Origin of the sequence: Microbacterium horticulturae, assembly GCF_029094505.1 — a bacterium.
In the GTDB taxonomy this organism is placed as follows: domain Bacteria; phylum Actinomycetota; class Actinomycetes; order Actinomycetales; family Microbacteriaceae; genus Microbacterium; species Microbacterium horticulturae.
The window spans coordinates 2,687,103-2,705,015 of the sequence record NZ_CP119108.1; the positions used below are offsets into that span (position 1 = coordinate 2,687,103).

A 17,913-nucleotide genomic window follows, 5' to 3' on the forward strand; every position below is an offset into this window, starting at 1 on the left:
CGGCGCCCACGCCACATGACAAAGGGCCCGGACGCCGAAGCATCCGGGCCCTCGCGGGTCTTACTTGATCCGCGTGTTGTTGTTGTCTGCGCCGTACTGGTAGACGCCGATCGCGGCGCCGGCCGGGTCGTTCTTGTCGTCGAACGTGACCTCACCGGACAGACCGTCGTAGTCGGGCGTTCCGCCGTCGTTGATGATCTTGGCGCACTCGGCGAAGGTCGTGCACTTGGTGCCCTTGCCGGAACCGCCCGAGACCTCCTGCATCTTGGCGGCCATGTCAGCGCCCTTGACCGAGCGGGCCTCCAGCGCCGACAGCGCGATCAGCATCACGGCGTCGTAGGCCTCGGCCGAGTAGGTCAGGTCGTTGATCGGGTCGTTGCCCGCCGCCGTCCAGACCGCGTTGAGCTGGTCGATGAAGTCCTCCGGCAGCTCGGCACCGGCGCGGGTGCCCTTCGAGCCCTTGAGGTTGACGCCCAGCTTGTCCTTCGAGTAGTTCGACAGGTTGCCGTCGACCAGGTAGAGCTTGCCGGTGTCGACCCCGGCGTTGCCGAGCAGCGGCGCGATCGTCTTGAACTGGTCGTACGACACCACCGCGACCGCGTCGGGCTTGGCCGCCGCGATCGTCGAGACCTGCGCGTCGAACTGGCCGTCGCCGACGTTGTACGACGCCTCGGCGACGACCTTGCCGCCGGTGCTCTCGAACGTGGTCTTGATCGCCTCGGCCAGACCGGTGCCGTAGCCGTCGTTCTGGTAGATGATCCCGAGGGTCTTGGCGCCGTCTTCGGCGGCCTCGTTGCCGAGCACCTCACCCTGCAGGTTGTCGCTCGGAGCGGTGCGGAAGTACAGCGGGCTCAGGCCCGAGAAGTCCGCCGAGGTGTTCGACGGCGAGACGGTGAGGATGCCCGCACCGATGTTGCCGTCGATGATGAGCTTCGTGACACTGGATGACGCGGCCCCGACGAGCGCGGTGATGCCCTCGCTCTTCAGCTTCTCGATCGAGGTCTCGTAGGCCTTGGTGTCGGTGTCGCCTTCATCGGCCTGCGAGAGCTTGATGGTGACGCCGGCGTCGGCCTTGTTGACCTGGTCGACGGCGAGCGCGACGCCCGCTTCCATCGGCGCGCCGAGGAAGGCGAGACTGCCGGTCTCAGGAAGCAGCGAGCCGAGCTTCAGCGTGAGGTCGGCGGCCGCGGGCTTGTCGCCTGTGTCACCGGAGGGCTTCGTGTCGGACGAGCCGGCGCAGCCGGCCATCACCAGGGCGCTCGCGCTGACGACCGCGAGCCCCGCGAAGACCCGCGCCGTGCGCGACTTCTTCAAAACGTTCATCTTGCTCCCTTGCTGTGCGAACGTGGGCATACCCACATCTCGAGTGGTTCTTACCCTAACGGGAGCAAACACTCAGTTTCGCCGCGTTCGATCTCGGTGCGCTAACGATCGCGAAGCGGCGATCCGGGGCGATCTCCGCCGGGCTCACCAGGGCTCAAGCGATCTCGGCGACGTCGTCCACGCCGCGCGGGCGCCGGGCGTTGCGCACCGAGTCGACGCTCAGCACGATGAGGGCGACCCAGACCAGTGCGAAGCCGATCCAGCGTTCCAGGGGCATGGCCTCGTGCAGCAGGAACGCCCCGGTGGCGAACTGCAGGATCGGCGTGAGGAACTGCAGCAGTCCGATCAGACTCAGCGGCGCCCGGCGGGTGGCCGCCGCGAACAGCAGCAGCGGCACTGCCGTGACGATGCCCGCCAGCAGCAGCAGCACGGCATGCGCGGCGCCGGCGGTGCCCGCCGTGATGCCCGAGGTCGCCCCCACCCAGATGAGCAGGCCCACGGCCACCGGCGAGAGCCAGGCCGTCTCCAGCGTCAGCCCGCTCACGGCGTCGACCGATCCGCCGACCCGGTTCTTCGTCAGCCCGTACAGGCCGAACGAGAACGCCAGCAGCAGCGAGATCCACGGCACCTGCCCGTAGCCGACGACGATGACGACCACGGCCACCACGGCGATCCCGATCGCGGTCCACTGCGCCGGCCGCAGCCGCTCGTGCAGCACGAGAACGCCCAGCAGCACCGTGACGATCGGGTTGATGAAGTAGCCCAGGCTCGCCTCGATCACGTGCCCGGTGAGGGTGGCCACGAGGTAGACGGTCCAGTTGACGAAGATCAGGATGCCGGCGGCCGCGGTCCAGCCGAGAAGTCGGGGCTGTCGCACAATGCGTCCGAACGCGCGCCAGCCGCGGGTGACGGTGAGGGCGACGACGCAGAACACGAGCGAGAGCAGCACGCGCCAGGCGACGACCTCCCATGGGGTGGTGGGCAGCAGCGTCAGGAAGTACAGGGGGAACAGTCCCCACAGCAGGTACGCGGCGAAGGCGTAGAGCCCGCCCGTGGTCGTCTCGCTCGTCGCCTGCTTCACTGCACCAGCCTAGAGACACGACGAGGGCCCGGGCGCACGAAGCACCCGGGCCCTCGATCGAGCGGACTAGCGGACGACGACCGCCAGGACGTCGCGAGCCGAGAGCACGAGGTACTCGTCGGCACCGAACTTGACCTCGGTCCCGCCGTACTTGCTGTAGAGCACACGGTCGCCGACGGCGACGTCGAGCGGAACGCGGTTGCCGTTGTCGTCGATGCGGCCGGGGCCCACGGCCACGACCTCGCCCTCCTGGGGCTTCTCCTTGGCAGTGTCGGGGATGACCAGACCACTCGCGGTGGTCTGCTCGGCCTCGACCTGCTGGATGACGATGCGGTCCTCGAGCGGCTTGATGGAAACCGACACGGTCTACCTCTTCCTTCGTTGAGACTGAAGACTGGTTAGCACTCAGACATCGAGAGTGCTGATCACAGTTTATGCACTCGGCTGGCACTCTCGCAACGCGAGTGCCAGCCCATGTCGTGCGATCCACGAGCGGCCGGCGAATGACAACCCTTGTTCGCGCCGAAGCGGCGGACTACACTCGGGGGCCTGCACGGCTGTCCTTTCACACGGACGGCGAAAACCACGTACTGGGCAGTAGCGGCCTGGGTCCGCTGCGGAGGGTGTTCCGGTGCGGGGTGTGCGTTCGCAATGGGGGGCGAAGCACATGGGGCACGCGTACGCGATGGCGGTGCGAATCGGAACGAGCACCATCGCCGCAGCGACCGCGCACGTCGACTTCGACGACACCGTCGTCACCGAGCCCGCCCCGCTCGGACGCGACCACGACACTCTTCCCGCGGTCGCCTTCGTACAGGATGACGGCACGGTGCTCATCGGCGACGACGCCGAGGCCGCCGCGCTCACGCATCCGCCGTCTCGGATCGATGGGTTCACCGCCCTTGTCGGCGAAGACGTGCCGCTCATCGCGGCCGGCCGACCGTTTCTGGCCGAAGACCTGTTCGCGCGGGCGGTCGCCCACGTCGTTGCGACGACCACCGCCGTCGAGGGGTGCGCGCCGCGTCGCGTCGCCGTCGTGTGCCCGCTCGGCTGGGGACCGTATCGGCGCACGGTGGCCGCTGCCGCACTGGCCGCTGTGGGTCTGGGCGACGTCGACCTGATCAGCACGCCGTTGGCTGCGGCACGCCAGCAGGCGAGATACCGCGCGCTGCGCGACGACGAGGTCTTCCTCGTGTGCGACCTGGGCGCGACGACGTTCGCGGCGACCCTGGTGGCCTCAGACGATGAGCGCAACCTGTGCGTGCGAGCCGATCCGGTCAGCCTCCTCGATGCCGGCGGCACCGACATCGACGACGCGATCGTGCGCCATGCCGCCGCGACCTCGGACGTCCTCGCGCGCACGCTCGCGGAATCCGACCCCGCCTCTCCCGGACCTCTCGCCACCGTGCGCCCCGCATGCGCGAAGGCGAAGCATGCGCTCTCCGACGACGTCGCGGCTGTCATCCCGATCACGTTGCCGGCCGGTCGCTCGAGCATCCGCCTCACGCGCGGTGAGCTCGAGACGCTCAGCGAGCCACTCGTGCAGCGCACCCTCGACGCGGTCGAGGCGGTGCTGTCGGGCGCCGGGCTCTCCGCCGAGCGCATCGCGTGCGTCATCCCGGTCGGTGGCGGGGCGCGGATGCCGCTGGTCGCGCAGAAGCTCTCCGAACGTCTCTGCCGGCCGATCGCCGCCGACATCGACCCGGCGTTCATCGCCCTGTTCGGGGCCGCCCACCTGTCGTGGGAGCGTGCGGACGCCGAGGCCGCCGAGGCGCCGGCCAGCGACGGCGCGTCCGCCGAGCAGACCGATGAGGCCGGGATGGACATTCCCGTCGAGAACGCCCCCGTGCCGACGGGCGCGAGCCGATTGGCCGACATGCGCGAGCTCGTGAGCGTTCCGGGCAGCCGCTGGTATTCGGCGGCCCTTCTGGCGGGGGCCGCGATCGTGGCCGCCGGCATCGTGCTCGGCGGATCGATGGCCGCCGGAACGCGCCTGACGCCCGACGACGTCGCGCTTCCGGCAGCCGACCCGGCGGACGACGACTCCGGTGTCGATGAGCACGAGGCGTCACGTCCCACGCCGGCGCCGGTGCTGCCGGGCCGCGTCGACACGCGCAGTCTGCTCGTGAGCGACCGGGGCACGGGCGCCGACCGCCCGCCGTCGCCAGGCGTCGGCGACCGCTTCATCAGCGATGCGTCGCGCACCGAGGTTCCGGACGATCCGGCGGCCACCGCGCATCCCTCGGCACCGTCCGTGCCGTCAGCGGACCCGGTGATGGAGCGGCGCGACAATGCCGGCACGGGCACGACCGACTCTGCCGGCGCCACGACTCCTCGGCCACCGGCATCGGGAGACACCGCGGACGCAGATCAAGCGAACGCCGCGGATGGCGCCAATGACGCGTCCGGCAGCGCGGGCGACCCGGCCGACGCGGACGCGCCGTCGGAATCGGACTCGCCATCCGCGTCCACCGGGTCGACCGCCTCCTCCGGATCCACCGGCTCGACGGGAACCACGGGCTCGACCGCGTCCTCCGGATCCGGCGACTCACCGTCGGGCGGCGCATCCGAGCCCGAGGGCAGCACCGAGACACCGTCCGATCCGCCGGCTCCTGACCCCGCGCCGGCTCCTGACCCCGCGCCGAGCACGGACCCGGCGCCCTCGCCCGCACCCGACCCGACGCCGGAGCCTGCACCCACGACTCCCCCGGCGGACCCGGCCGACGCCGAAGTACCGGCCGCTGCCGGCACCGAAGACCCCGATGGCGCCGCGGCCGCGGCATCCCCCACCACATCCACTCCGTCGTCTGCTCCCGACGACTCCGACGACGCACGCGCCGGATGAACCCGAAGGATCACGATGTCGACGATCGCAGCACAGACCGTGGCGCGCACGCGCCCGTTCGCCGAACCCGGTCGTGCCGGGCCGGCAGGCACCGAGGCTCTGCACGCGCTGGGGGATCCGCCTGACGATGACGTGATGGCACGGGCGGAGGCATCCTGGCAGGCCGGAGACATCGACGGCGCCGCCGTGCTGCTCGACGGGACGGCCGACGACGGCGATCCCGCGGTCGCGACGCTGCTCTCGGCGGTCTGGGCCGCCCGCGCGATGATGCCGGTGGCCGCTGACATCGCCCAGCGTGCGGGCGACGACGGCGCGCTCGCGACGGCGGGGGCGACGCAGATCGCCGCCGGAAGGCTCGACGCGCCGCCGGCCGCTGCGGCTGATACGGCTCCGACGACCCTCGGCATCGCCCTCGCGGCGCTGACCGCCGGGTTGCGCTCATCCCTCGAGCCGGAGGTGCCCGCCGACACCCTGAGCGAACTGGCCCGCGCCTCGCGCCTGTACACCTGCGCGCGGGCGGCGACACCGGTTCCCGAGCTGCCGGCGGTGATCGCCGCCGCCGCAGCGGTCGGCCTGGGCGAACTGCCGACGGCGACGGCCGTCATCGACGCCGCCGTCGCCGAGGGGCAGGGCGGGGCCTGGGCGCGCCGCCGCCTGCTGCTGTGGCAGGCGTGGCTCGCGGTGCAGTGCGAGCAGCCCGGGCAGGCGCAGGAGAGCCTGCGCGCCGCACAGGAGATCGACCACGCCTTCACTCCCCGCGACCGCTTCATCGAGACCGCCGTGCGCGTCGCGCTCACCCGGAGGTACGAAGAGGTCGCCGAACTCGAGCTGCTGTGGGCGCAGGTGCGCAACGAGGTGCAGCAGATCGACGTCGACCTGTTCCTGCTGCTGCCGCTGGCGACCATGATCAGCGCGGTGGCGCGGATCGGAGACGACCGCACACTCGCACCCCTCCAGGCCGAAGCACTCGATCTGCTGGCCCGGCTGGGGTCACCGCCCGCCTGGTCGGCGCATCTGCGGTGGGCGGGCATCCAGCAGGGCATCCTGCTCGACCACCCCGACATGCTCGCCCCGCACGCGCACGCTCTCGTCGAGGCCGCCGCGCACAGCGCTATAGCGGCCACCATGGCCCGCGCCGGCAGGCTCTGGACCGCGGTGCTGGCCGGCCATGTCGACCCCGACGCCGTCGAGCTCTCGGCCACGGAACTGGCCGAATGCGGGCTGGCGTGGGATGGTGCGCGCCTCGCCGGGCACGGCGCGGCCCGCTCCGACGATCGCCGGGTCTCGGCGCGGCTGCTGGCCTGTGCGCGGCATCTGCACCCGCCCACGCCGACGACGCCCGCCGCCGCTCCCGCCGAGAGCTCGACGCCGGCCCCGGTCCATCCCGCAGGGCTCAGCGACCGCGAGATCGAAGTGGCGCGGCTGGTCGTGGAGGGCAGGACGTACGCCGAGATCGGCGCGGCGATCTTCATCTCTCCCCGCACGGTCGAGCACCACATAGCCCGCATCCGCCAGCGGCTGCAGGCGACCACGCGATCGGACCTCGTGGCCCGTCTGCGCGTTGTTCTGACGGAGATGGATGCCGCGCAGGCGGCGACGGCGGAGGGCTGACCATGAACCACCTATTGACGAGCGCGGGGAATCGGGAACAACCCCGATCCCCACGCACCCCTGAACGCGTAGCGTCGCACACACAATGGCGACTTCTGTGGAACCGAGCCGGTGAGGAGCGTGCATGATGACCACATTGCTGACCACGATCGCGGATGCGCTGATCGAGTTCATCCTCAGTCTGCTGCGGGACCCCGCCGCCGCGGCGGAGTTCGAGAACGACCCCGACGGCACACTCGCACGCAACGGGCTGACCGGTGTGTGCGCGGCCGACGTGCAGGCGGTCAGACCGGTCGTCATCGACCACCCGCAGGTGTCGGTGCGCTCCGTCCCCGATCCGATCGTGGTGCATGTGGCGCCGGCACCTCAGCCGTTCGCGGCCGACCCGATCGCCGTCCGTGACATCACGCACATGGCGCAGACGTTCCACTTCGACAATCGGTCCACCATCATCGACCAGTCGGTGAACCAGAGCATCTGGGCCGAGGGAGACGTGACGCAGCAGTTCGATCACGAGGCCGTGATCGCCTCGGGCGACGGCGCCAATGCTGCCGGACACGACGTCGACAACTCAACCACCGACGCCACGATGGGCGACGTCTCGATCGGCAACACCGACACCGACATCACCGTGGACGACTCGTACAACGACTCGTCGACCGACAGCACCACAACCGTCGATGCGAACGTGGACGACTCGTTCAACGACAGCTCTAACGACACCGACGTCGACACGACCGTCGACGGCTCGTTCAACGGCGACGGGGCGGCCCTCGCCGTCGCGGCCACCGGCGCTGCCGACGCCGCCGACGACGGCACCGCAGACAACGACAGCGCCGGCGATGCGGACGTGGATGCCGCGGCTGGCCCCGTCGACAGTGACGCCGCAGACAGCACCCCGGCGGCCGCCGACTCCGTCGCTGCAGACACCGTGGACAGTGCACCGCTGGACAGTGCACCACTGGACAGTGCACCACTGGACAGCGCACCGCTGGACAGCGCACCGCTGGACAGTGCACCGCTGGACAGTGCACCGCTGGACAGCGACCCTGTCGACGCGAGCGCCGATCTGAGCATCGACAACGCGCCGGACGACGCCGGCGCCTATCCCGAAACGGAGCCACCGATCGATGTCGCGTACGACGAGCCGTGAGCGGGTCCCCGCTCCCCTGCCTGCCGCCGCCGCGGACCAGGGCCACGTGCAACCAGATCGTCCCCAGCTGACCAGCGAGAACGGGGCGCCGGTGATCGTCAAGGTCCCGCCGCCGGTGTCGGTCCGCTTCGCGCAGCTGCTGTGGGTGCTGAGCTTCGCGCTCGGCGGGTTCTGCGTCGTGTACTTCTTCATCATCCGGCAGGACCAGCTGCCGCTGATCCAGGATGCGGTGCGCGCCGTCGACGACTCCCGCGAGAAGGCGACCTATCAGAGCGCCGCCGACATCATCTTCTGGGTCTGCTTCGGCGTGATGGTGACCTTGTTGCTCGCGCAGATCACGCTCTTCGTGTCATTCATGAGCCGCCGCTCGGGTATCCGATGGTGGCAGCTGACGACGTTCCTGGTGCAGCTGCTGCTGTACCTGGTCGTGATCCAGCTCGCGGCCACCGGTCCACAGGGCGCCCTGCTGCGACCGGCGCTGATGCTGCAGTGCGGCTTCGTGCTTCTGGCGCTGCTGTTGAGCACCTTCAGCCGGGCCATCGCCTGGACCGCCCGCGGTCACGACGTCCGTCGCGTCGGCACCGCGGCATCCGATCTCTGACGCGATCCGCTCCAGACTCCGCACCACGGTGCGCGCGGCCTGCACCCCGTCGCGCATCACCAAAGGCGAGGCGCTCACGGCCCGCCAGTGGTCGAGACGATCGTCGAGCCGCGCGCGCAGCGCGTCGCCGTCGGAGTCCGGCGGCAGGCCGAGGCGCAGCGACGCGTCGTCGCCTGCCCCTCCGATGATGCGCTCGGCCTCGCGCACGAGGGCGGGCGGCAGCGTGACGTCGCCCGTGCGGATGCGCCCGAGCAGTGCCAGCTCGCGCAGCCCGTGCGCGCCGACCTGGATCTTCTCGATGCCCGCCTCGATCTCGTCGGTCGACGGTCGGGGCTTCTCGGCGATGAGCTGGGTCAGAGCATCGCAGACAGCACGCGCCTTCAAGGCGGGTGCACGGGAGCGGAAGTGCATCCGGACGGTCGCGACGAGTTCGTTCAATCCGCTCTGGGCGACCAGCTGCTCGGCCAGGACGGACGAGTCGTCGGCGCCGCCGCGGATCAGCGAGGTCGCCAGGCGCACCCCGAAGATGCCGAATCGGTCCAGCAGCTCGCGACGGCTCGCCTCAGGAAGTGCGTGCGCGGTGTTGACGAAGCGGTCGGCCGAGACGAGCATCGGCTCGCGCTCTACGCGCTCCAGCTGCGCGAGGGTGCGGAAGCTGGCGAATTCGCTCTCTCGCAGCGTGCGCGCGCCCTCGGCGAGCAGGCCGGCCACCGGCATGACCCCGAGGGCGAGGGATGACAGCATCCCGTCCCGTTCGTAGCGCTCGGCGACCCGGCGCGCCGACAGCAGCGAGTCGATGCGTCCCGATCCGATCTCGTCGGCGCGTGAGAGCACGGCGAGCGCATTCACCGTCTGCGCGGTGCCGGCGGCGGTGTCGCGGAACGCCTCGAGGAACTTGAGGTCCGAGGCGTGCAGGTGCCGGATGAGATAGAGGATGGCGTCGGCCGACGAGGGCGACTCTTCGGGGGTCAGCAGGGCGAGGGACCGCGCCGAGAGATCCTGCGAGAGCGACGCGATGCCGGGAGTATCGATCAGCGTCAGCGTGCGCAGCATGCGCGACGGCCAGTGCACCTCGATGTGGTCGACGTCTTCGGCCGCGTACCTGCCGAGGTCGAGGACGAGGCGGCCGGCCGTGCGCCGCACCGGAATCTGCTGCGCGCGGGCGCCGTGCGGGTGCACGGTGATGGAGGGCACGTCGGCGTACCGGTACCAGGTCACCACGCGGGTGCACTCGCCGGCATCCGTGGGGGCGATCCGCTCGCCCAGCAGGGCATTGAGCAGCGTGGACTTGCCCGCCTTCACGATCCCGGCCACCGCCACCCGCAGCGGCTCGCGCAGCCGCTCCTCGAGCGCGCCGAGCACGCTCTGGGCCGCCGGATCGTCGCGGTACACGCCGCGCGCGGCGGCGACCAGCGTGAGGACGTCGGCGATCTCGCTGTCTGTCATCCCTGATCCGGCTCCGTGATCGATCGCAGCGGAGGAATCCGGCGACGCAGCCGGTCGAGCGCCTGCAACTGCGCTTCGAGTCGTGCTATCTGCTTGTCACGATCCGCGCTGTACGTGCCCGCCGCGTTGCGCGCGCGGTTCACCGCCTCGGTGAGCGAGCGGTGCAGCTCGTCGGCGATGCCGCTGAAGTGGTCGCGCGCGGTGCGCTGCACGACGCGCAACCGGTCTTTGAGCTGCTTTCCCGACTGGAAGATGGCGTCGTCGATATAGCGCCGCACCAGCGTCTTGGCTTCGAAGCGGCGCCGCGCCAGACGCGCGCTCATGTCTTCGCGGTAGGCGCGGCGCCCGACGAGCACCCCTGCCAGAAGCGAGATCGGGTTGATCAGCGTGAGCCCGATGAGGCCGGTGGCCAGCCCCACCATGAGCACGCCGCCGTACGAGCCGCGCACGCCGATGTAGATCTTCTCGGCGGCCTTCATCCGTCCCGGGTCGAGATCGTGCGGCCGCTCGACGGCGTCGAGCACGCCGTAGGTGTCGTCGACCTCGATCGCGGGCAGCGTCCGCTCCTCTTCAGCGAACAGCTCGGCCACCTCTTCGGTGAGCCAGCGGGAGCGTTCGTTGGTCCACACGAACGTCTCGGCGACCGCCGCGGCCGTGCGCTGATCGATCCACTCGACGATCTGCTCCCAGATGGGTCCGGGGTCGCCCTCGTCGATGGCGTCCTCCGCTTCGCGCTGCACCTTGCGCAGCCGCTCACGCAGGTCGTGCTCCATGTCGGAGATGAGGTCTCCGATGCCGTCGTTGAGCGCGATCTGCCATTTCGCCGTGCGTCCGCGAAACTCTTCGGCACGAGCAGTGGCGAACTCCAGCTCGGCGAGGATGCGCGGGGTCTGGCTCGGATTGCGCACGGCCTCGAGCTCGGCACGTGCCGCCACCGACGTCTGCTCGAGCACCGAACGCAGGTCGTGCGCAGCCGCATCCGCATGCAGCAGTTCGGCGCGTTCGACGACGTCGCGGCGCAGGTGCGCGACGAGCGCGGGAAAGCCCGACTCGGAGTTCAGCTCGCGGTCCTGCCCGGCTGCGGCCAGCAGGCGCAGATCGCTCGAGACGGCGAAGATCGGCACGTCACCGACGTCGCCCAGATGCCGGCGGTCGATCGACTCGATCTGCCGCCACTGCGGATACAGGTCGGTCTTCGCAAGCACGGCCGCGACGTTCGGCGACAGGCGCAGCGCGTACTTGAGGAATTGCACTTCCGGCTCGGTGTATTCCTGCGAGGCGTCCGACACGAGAAGCACCGCGTGTGCCGAGGCCAGCGCCGTGAGCGTCGACAGGGCGCTGTGCGATTCGAGGCCGCCCACCCCTGGGGAGTCGACGAGGCGCAGGCCGCCCTTGAGGATCTCGCGCGGCAACGACGCCTCGGCGGCGACGATGCCCTGCTCGTTGCCGGGGTTGCCGTGCTCGGAGACGTAACCGGCCAGCTCATCGATCGACACCGGGCTGCGGTCGGTGCGCGTGTCGCCGGCCGCATCCGCGATGCGGGTCACGATCCACGCGCGGGGCTCGCTGCCGTAGCCGACCACAGTGGGCACGCTCGTGGCGATGTCGTCGTCGACCGGACACACCGGGGCGTTCACCAGCGCGTTGATGAGCTTGCTCTTGCCCTGCTTGAACTCACCGACCACGACCACCCGCACGGCGGGGTCGCGCAGGCGCTCGCGGGCCTGGGCGAGGCGTCCGCCGAGATCGGTGCGTCCGGTCTCATCGACGATCCGTCCCAGCTCGTCGATGAGTTGCACGAGTTCGGTCGCCGACAGCGCGGTCGGCGCGATGTCACGCGTCTGAGCGATCGGCTCGGTCATGACGCCCTCCCCTTCGAGACACACCGTACGCCCGGCCCTGCGCGCGCAACAGCGTGCCGGCAGCCCCGTGGGGCTTCCGGCACGCTGTCGGGCGCGATGACCGTCAGAATCCGAGGTCCAGGTCGGCGTGGTCCCCGTCGCCGGCGTCGGCGCCCGGGCTGAACATGTTGCCGCTGTTCTCCCAGCTCTCCATGTCGTGCGAGTCGACCTCGCTCGTGAACGAGTGGTCGAACGCCGTGTTCACATCGACATCGGTGGACTGGTCGTTGAACGCGTTGTCGAACGTCGTGTCCACGTCCCAGTTCGTGTTCGTGGAGTAGTCGTTGAACGCGTTGTCCATCGTGACACCGATGTCGGTGTTGCCGATGTTGATGTCGCCGACATCGATCGTCGTGTGCGAGTTGTCGATGTCGCCGCCGGCGGCGTTCGACCCGTCACCGCTGCTCCAGACCGTGTTCTGGCTGAACGTCTGGTTCACGTCGCCGCCCGAGTCGATGGCCTGGGTGACGGACTGGTCGTTGAGCGCGGCCCGGTTGTCGATGGAGAAGCCCCCCGACATGCCGGCTGCGGCGGCGCCCGCCCCACCCGCGGCGCCGCCGAAGTCGACATCGCCGAACCCGGTGTTGTACTGACGCACGCCGATGGTCGTCGAGTGGTCGTTCAACGTCTGCGTGTTGAAAGAGCTCGTCAGGTTGAACGAGTCCTGGTTGCGCACCTCGTTCGAGTGATCGGAGTCGTCGGAGTTGTCGGTGTAGTGGGAGTTGTCCGACTGGTCCTTGAACGCGTCCGTGATGCCGCCCACGTCGACGTTGCCGTCGTCATCGCTGTTGCCGTTGTACGAGTCGACGTCGTTGCCGTCGTTGCCGACCGTGTTGTCGTCGACGCTCGTGTCGACCGAGTTGTCGGAGCTGTCCGAGTGGTCGGAGTTGTCGACGGAGTTGTCGGTCGAATTGTCCGAACCATCGGCCGAAGCGTCCGTCGTCGTCGAGTTGTCGGAGTGATCGTCGGTGTTGGTCGAGTTGTCGGAGTGATCGTCGGCGTTCATCGAGTTGTCCGACCCGTCAGCCGAGGCATCCGTCGTCGTCGAGTTGTCGGTGTTCGTCGAGTTGTCCGACCCGTCAGCCGACGCATCCGTCGTCGTCGAGTTGTCGGAGTGATCGTCGGTGTCGTGAGAGTCGAGCGTGTTGTCGGACAGCAGCTCGGTGTTGAGCTGGGTGCCCAGGAGGTTCCCGTTGGAGTCAGCCATTGTCTTCCCTTTCTCGCGGTGCCTGATGGCCTGCGTCGAGTCTCGACCGCCGGTGCGCCGGCGGCATCGGGGGGCATCCCCGCACTCGGATGCGCGCGTTAGGGGACGGCGGTGGTGCCCGTGAGGGTGGATAGGGATGCCGCCGCCTATCGTGGGGGGATGCACAGCTCTGAGATGGCCGAGCTCACCGCCCTGCTGACCCCCGACGGGCTGAGCCTGCTCGACGAGCTCGGCCCTGTCGTCTCGACCGCCGACGCGGCGCGCGCCGTCTCGCGGCTGCGCGCGGCCGGGCACTCCCCCGACCTCGTCTCGGCGGTCGTCGGCCAGGCGCACCTGCGTGCGAAGGCGACGGCCAAGTTCGGCGACTTCGCCGCGCGCATGCTGTTCACCCGCGCCGGCCTCGAACAGGCGACGCGCCTGCCGGTGGCCGCGCACCACGCCTCACGGATGCGCACGGCCGGCATCGCGCGCGTCGCCGACCTCGGCTGCGGCATCGGCGGCGATGCCCTCGCCTTCGCCGCCGCGGGCCTGCGCGTGGACGCCGTCGATGCCGACGAGGTCACCGCCGCCATCGCCGCGTACAACCTCGCCGTGTTCGGCGACACCGTCACCGTGCGGCAGGGCCGGGCCGAGGCATCCCCCCTCTCCGACGTCGACGCGCTCTGGCTCGATCCGGCCCGCCGCACCGCCGGGCACCGCGAGACCCGGCGCGTGGGCGCGGCCGACTACTCGCCTCCGCTGGACTGGGCGTTCGAGATCGCGCAGACGCTGCCCACCGGCATCAAGCTCGGGCCCGGGCATGACCGCGACGAGCTGCCCGCCGAGGCGGAGACGCAGTGGGTCAGCGCCGACGGCACGGTCGTCGAGCTCGTGGTGTGGACGGGTGCGCTCGCCCGCGACGGCGTGCGGCGCTCGGCGCTCGTGCTGCGCGGCGAGCGTGCACACGAGCTGACCGCCGCCGCAGACGCGCCCGACGCCGAAGTGCGCGAACTCGGCGCCTACCTGCACGAGCCCGACGGGGCCGTCATCCGCGCGCGGCTGGTCGGCGAGGTCGCGCGAGAGCTCGAGGGCGGCATGCTCGATCCGCACATCGCGTACATCACGGGGGATGCCGCACTCACGAGCCCATTCGTGCAGTCGTTCCGCGTGCGCGAGACGATGGCCGCCAACGCGAAGGCTGTGAACGCCGCGCTGCGCGCGCACGACATCGGCACGATCGAGATCAAGAAACGCGGGATGGATGTCGACCCCGCCGCATTCCGGAAGAAGCTGACGCTGCGCGGCCACGCATCGGCGACGCTGTTCCTGACCCGAGTGGGCACGCGCCACCTCGCGATCCTCGCCGATCGGGTGCGGGCCGATCAGGTGTAGGCCGATCAGGCCGGGTGAGGATGCCGCAGGCTCAGGTGAACAGCTGCTCCTGATACGCCAGCCACACCAGCCAGCCGGCGCTGTAGAGGATCGAGAGGATGCTCAGGCCCAGCGCCCACCCGGCCATGAAGCGGCTGTCCCATGGGCGCCGCAGCGCGACGATGGAGACGATAACCCCGGCGATGCCGAGCGGGAACGTCCAGCCCACGAAGAACGACGCGGCGAGCGCGACGACGGCCAGCCCGAGCGCCCAGGCGCTCAACGTGCCGTGCACCTGCTCGGTGCCGACCCATTCATACTCCGGCAGCGGCTCGACGTCTTCGCTGGGGCCCACGTCGGTCGCCGGCACGTCGACCGGTGCAGTGGGCAGTCGCTGGAAGCCGCCACGGTGCTCACCGGGCAGGGCCGAGTCTCCCGAGCGGGTCGGGTCGCCGAAGCCGAGCTCGACCTCGGGTGACGGCGGGGCCGTCTCGATGTGCGGCGCCGGCGGGGTCTTCTCGTCGCTCACGACTGTACCGCCGCGGTGCTCTCGGCCACCTGGATCTGGGTGACCGGCAGTGTGGAATCGGCGCCGAATGCGAGTGTCGACGGCTCGCGCCCCGAGGCGATCAGCTGTGCGGCCAGCGCCGCGATCATGGCCCCGTTGTCGGTGCACAGCGACAGCCGCGGGATGCGCACGGTGACGCCCGCCTGCTCGGCACGGGCCAGCGCGACATCGCGCAGCCGGCGGTTCGCAATCACCCCGCCGCCCAGCAGCAGCCGCGGCACGTCGTGGCGCGCGCACGCGTCGAGCGCCTTGGTGACGAGCACGTCCACGACCGCTTCGCGGAAGCTCGCCGCGACGTCGGCGACGGGCACCGGCTCGCCCGCGGCCTCGTGCTGCTCGATCCAGCGCGCGACGGCGGTCTTCAGTCCCGAGAACGAGAAGTCGTAGCGGTGCTCGGCCATGTCAGACGCGCGCGAGAGCCCGCGGGGGAACCGGACCGCCGTGGGATCGCCGGATGCCGCGGCCCGATCGATCTCCGGGCCACCCGGGTAGGGCAGACCCAGGATGCGGGCCACCTTGTCGAAGGCCTCGCCGGCCGCGTCATCCATCGTCTCACCCAGCAGTTCGACGTCGGTGGTCAGATCGCGCACGAGCAGCAGCGAGGTGTGGCCGCCCGAGACGAGCAGGGCAACCGTCGGGTACTCCAGGGGGCCGGCCTGGGCATCGAGGATGTCGGCGGCGATGTGCCCGACGAGGTGGTTCACGGCGTAGAGGGGCTTGCCGAGCGAGACGGCGAGCGCCTTGGCCGCGCCGACTCCCACCATGAGGGCGCCGGCCAACCCCGGACCGCTCGTGACGGCGACGGCGTCGAGGTCCGCCAGCGGCAGCGGGCCCGGCAGGCCGAGGTTCGCGCCGGCCTCGGCGAGAGCGGCCTCGATCGACGGCTGCAGCGCCTCGAGGTGTGCGCGGGCGGCGACCTCGGGGATCACGCCGCCGTAGCGCGCGTGCTGCTCCATGCTGCTGGCGATGGTGTTCGAGAGCAGCGTGCGGCCGCGCACGATGCCGATGCCGGTCTCGTCGCAGCTCGACTCGATACCCAGCACGAGGGGGTCAGACATCGTGCGTCACCTCCGTCGGCGCGCCGGCGCCTGGCGCCACCCGCTGTGTCGGCTGCACCTCACAGGGTTCGGAGGATTGCGCGGACTTCGGATGATTCGACGAGAATCCTGCGAACTTCGCGCGATCATCCGGAGTTTGTGAATCGCCAGCATCCGCAGGACGCACAGATCCCGCGGCATCCATAGACCCCACGGCATCCATAGAATCCGTGGCCGCATATCCGCGCAGGTCCGCCTGCATGACGATGGCGTCGACGTCGTCGGGCTGGTAATAGCGGGGCCGCCGGCCGACTTCGCGAAAGCCCTCTGACACATACAGCGCCTGTGCGACCGGGTTGTCGGCGCGCACCTCGAGGAAGAGGTCGCGCACGCCGCGGCGCTGGGCCTCGGCGATGAGCTCGACCAGCAGCATCCGTCCCCATCCACGACCGCGGGATGCCGCAGCCACCGCTATGGTCTGGATGTCGCCGTCGCGCGACCCAGCCACGGCCCGTAGCCCGGCATAGCCGGCGAGGGCGCCGTCGTGCTCGAGCACGAGGTAGCGGCCGTGCGGTGAGGCGAGCTCGTCGCGCATGGTGCGCGCGCTCCAGGCGTCGGTCGGGAATGACGCCCGTTCGAGCGCCATGATGGCCTCGAGATCCGAGCCTGTGGCGGTGCGCAGCGCGATCACAGGCCCACCTTCTTGCGCGCGGCAGGCAGGGCGACGTCGGGCGAGCGCAGGTAGAGCGCGTCGTGCGGGCCGATCTCGCGCCCGGCCGCGAGGGCGCGGGCGGCGGCCAGGGCGAGCATCATGCCCGAGACGGCGGTGGCGTCGCGGCGCTCGGCGCCGGCTTGGGCGAGCACGGCGTCGATCTCGTCACGCGGGGCCAGGGCCGGTCCGGTCGAGCGCACGGGCAGTCCGTCGTCGTCGAGCCCCTCGTAGACCGAGTACGCGACCTCGCGGCGGCGCGCGTCGGTGACGACGGCGAAGCGCGGGGTCGCGGCATCCCGCATCGCGTCGAGCAGGAGCATCTCGAGGGCGATCGCGTCGTGGCTGACCACCGGCACGACCGGGATGCCCCGCCCGAGCGCGAACGCGCGCGCGGCGGCGATGCCGATCCGCAGGCCGGTGAAGGGGCCGGGTCCCATGCCGGCGGCGACGTGGGTGATCTCCCCGGCGCGGGCCGCCGCGGCCTCACCAGCGTCGGCCGCTCCAGCGTCGAACGCTCCAGCGTCGGCCGCTCCAGCGTCGAATTCATATGAATTTGGCGATTGCACATCAAACCGCCGACGGTTTGATGTTCTCTCGACAGTTTTATGTGCACTCGCGGCCTGGACCGAGGACGGACCGGGATGCCACGGCCCGACGACCTGCTCGAGCAGCGTGCCGATCACCTCGGCGTGAGCGAGCGGATCGGCGCTGTCGGCCTGGGCACGCGCGACGCCGTCCTCCTCGATGACGGCGACCGTCGTGCCGAGCGAGGTGTCGATGCCGAGGATCACGCCTTCCAGGGTAATGGGCCCCGGCCCGACGGAAGCTGAGGAGCGGCACCGACGCCCCCGCGAAGCCGCGACCACCCCGCGAGGTCGTACGCAATCCCTCGAGGTCGTACGTGATCCCGCGAGGTCGTACCCAATCCCGCGAGGTCGTACGCAATCCCGCGAGGTCGTACGCAATCCCGCGAGGTCGTACGTGATCACGCCGAGGTCGTACGCAACGGTCGAATACGCACTCCCACGAGGTCGTACGCAACCTCGCGAGATTAGCTACGACCTCGCGAAAACCGCTA

At 70.4% G+C, this 17,913-nt stretch carries 13 protein-coding genes and 1 pseudogene; 4 read left to right on the top strand and 10 right to left on the bottom strand.

Annotation, left to right across the window (positions count from 1 at the left end; all coding sequences use genetic code 11):
* Nucleotides 1–60 precede the first annotated feature (60 nt).
* From PU630_RS12795 to groES, 3 genes are all read right to left on the bottom strand, one after another.
* Nucleotides 61–1,353: an ABC transporter substrate-binding protein gene (locus PU630_RS12795; RefSeq protein ID WP_275277448.1), complete on the bottom strand. Its 1,293-nt coding sequence runs from the start codon at nucleotides 1,351–1,353 to the stop codon at nucleotides 61–63.
* Between the two features lie 124 nt (nucleotides 1,354–1,477).
* Complete coding sequence (gene rarD / locus PU630_RS12800; RefSeq protein WP_275277449.1) at nucleotides 1,478–2,404, bottom strand: EamA family transporter RarD; 927 nt, start codon at nucleotides 2,402–2,404, stop codon at nucleotides 1,478–1,480.
* Between the two features lie 66 nt (nucleotides 2,405–2,470).
* A complete protein-coding gene (gene groES / locus PU630_RS12805) occupies nucleotides 2,471–2,767 on the bottom strand; it encodes a co-chaperone GroES (protein ID WP_067242196.1) in 297 nt (98 codons plus the stop codon).
* A 268-nt stretch (nucleotides 2,768–3,035) separates the two neighbouring features.
* Here groES and PU630_RS12810 point away from each other — a divergent pair, with 268 nt between their 5' ends.
* The 3 genes from PU630_RS12810 to PU630_RS12820 all read left to right on the top strand — a co-directional run bounded on the left by PU630_RS12810 (nucleotide 3,036) and on the right by PU630_RS12820 (nucleotide 8,013).
* Complete coding sequence (locus tag PU630_RS12810; protein ID WP_275277450.1) at nucleotides 3,036–5,249, top strand: Hsp70 family protein; 2,214 nt, start codon at nucleotides 3,036–3,038, stop codon at nucleotides 5,247–5,249.
* 15 nt (nucleotides 5,250–5,264) lie between these two features.
* Nucleotides 5,265–6,860: a LuxR C-terminal-related transcriptional regulator gene (locus PU630_RS12815; protein WP_275277451.1), complete on the top strand. Its 1,596-nt coding sequence runs from the start codon at nucleotides 5,265–5,267 to the stop codon at nucleotides 6,858–6,860.
* 124 nt (nucleotides 6,861–6,984) lie between these two features.
* Complete coding sequence (locus PU630_RS12820; protein WP_275277452.1) at nucleotides 6,985–8,013, top strand: IniB N-terminal domain-containing protein; 1,029 nt, start codon at nucleotides 6,985–6,987, stop codon at nucleotides 8,011–8,013.
* 349 nt (nucleotides 8,014–8,362) lie between these two features.
* Here the strand turns inward: PU630_RS12820 and PU630_RS12825 are convergent, their stop codons facing one another.
* The 3 genes from PU630_RS12825 to PU630_RS12835 all read right to left on the bottom strand — a co-directional run bounded on the left by PU630_RS12825 (nucleotide 8,363) and on the right by PU630_RS12835 (nucleotide 13,168).
* Nucleotides 8,363–10,060: a dynamin family protein gene (locus tag PU630_RS12825; RefSeq protein WP_275277453.1), complete on the bottom strand. Its 1,698-nt coding sequence runs from the start codon at nucleotides 10,058–10,060 to the stop codon at nucleotides 8,363–8,365.
* Nucleotides 10,057–11,922, bottom strand: a complete 1,866-nt coding sequence (locus PU630_RS12830) for a dynamin family protein (RefSeq protein WP_275277454.1) — start codon at nucleotides 11,920–11,922, stop codon at nucleotides 10,057–10,059. The genes PU630_RS12825 and PU630_RS12830 overlap by 4 nt, the downstream gene beginning before the upstream one ends.
* 103 nt (nucleotides 11,923–12,025) lie before the next feature.
* Complete coding sequence (locus tag PU630_RS12835) at nucleotides 12,026–13,168, bottom strand: hypothetical protein (RefSeq protein WP_275277455.1); 1,143 nt, start codon at nucleotides 13,166–13,168, stop codon at nucleotides 12,026–12,028.
* A 159-nt stretch (nucleotides 13,169–13,327) separates the two neighbouring features.
* Here PU630_RS12835 and PU630_RS12840 point away from each other — a divergent pair, with 159 nt between their 5' ends.
* Entirely contained in the window at nucleotides 13,328–14,539 is a 1,212-nt protein-coding gene (locus PU630_RS12840) for a class I SAM-dependent methyltransferase (protein ID WP_275277456.1), read from the top strand.
* Nucleotides 14,540–14,570: 31 nt separating this feature from the next.
* On the opposite strand, the gene PU630_RS12845 is transcribed toward PU630_RS12840, so the two are convergent.
* The 4 genes and pseudogenes from PU630_RS12845 to tsaB all read right to left on the bottom strand — a co-directional run bounded on the left by PU630_RS12845 (nucleotide 14,571) and on the right by tsaB (nucleotide 17,626).
* Nucleotides 14,571–15,047: a hypothetical protein gene (locus PU630_RS12845; RefSeq protein ID WP_275277457.1), complete on the bottom strand. Its 477-nt coding sequence runs from the start codon at nucleotides 15,045–15,047 to the stop codon at nucleotides 14,571–14,573.
* On the bottom strand, nucleotides 15,044–16,144 hold the full coding sequence (tsaD, locus tag PU630_RS12850; RefSeq protein ID WP_275277458.1) for a tRNA (adenosine(37)-N6)-threonylcarbamoyltransferase complex transferase subunit TsaD: 1,101 nt from the start codon (nucleotides 16,142–16,144) through the stop codon (nucleotides 15,044–15,046). The genes PU630_RS12845 and tsaD overlap by 4 nt, the downstream gene beginning before the upstream one ends.
* Nucleotides 16,145–16,355: 211 nt before the next feature.
* Nucleotides 16,356–16,811, bottom strand: a pseudogene (rimI, locus tag PU630_RS12855) (ribosomal protein S18-alanine N-acetyltransferase); the annotation flags it as partial.
* Nucleotides 16,811–17,626, bottom strand: a complete 816-nt coding sequence (tsaB, locus tag PU630_RS12860; protein WP_275277459.1) for a tRNA (adenosine(37)-N6)-threonylcarbamoyltransferase complex dimerization subunit type 1 TsaB — start codon at nucleotides 17,624–17,626, stop codon at nucleotides 16,811–16,813. The pseudogene rimI and the gene tsaB, both read right to left, overlap by 1 nt.
* Nucleotides 17,627–17,913: the final 287 nt, after the last annotated feature.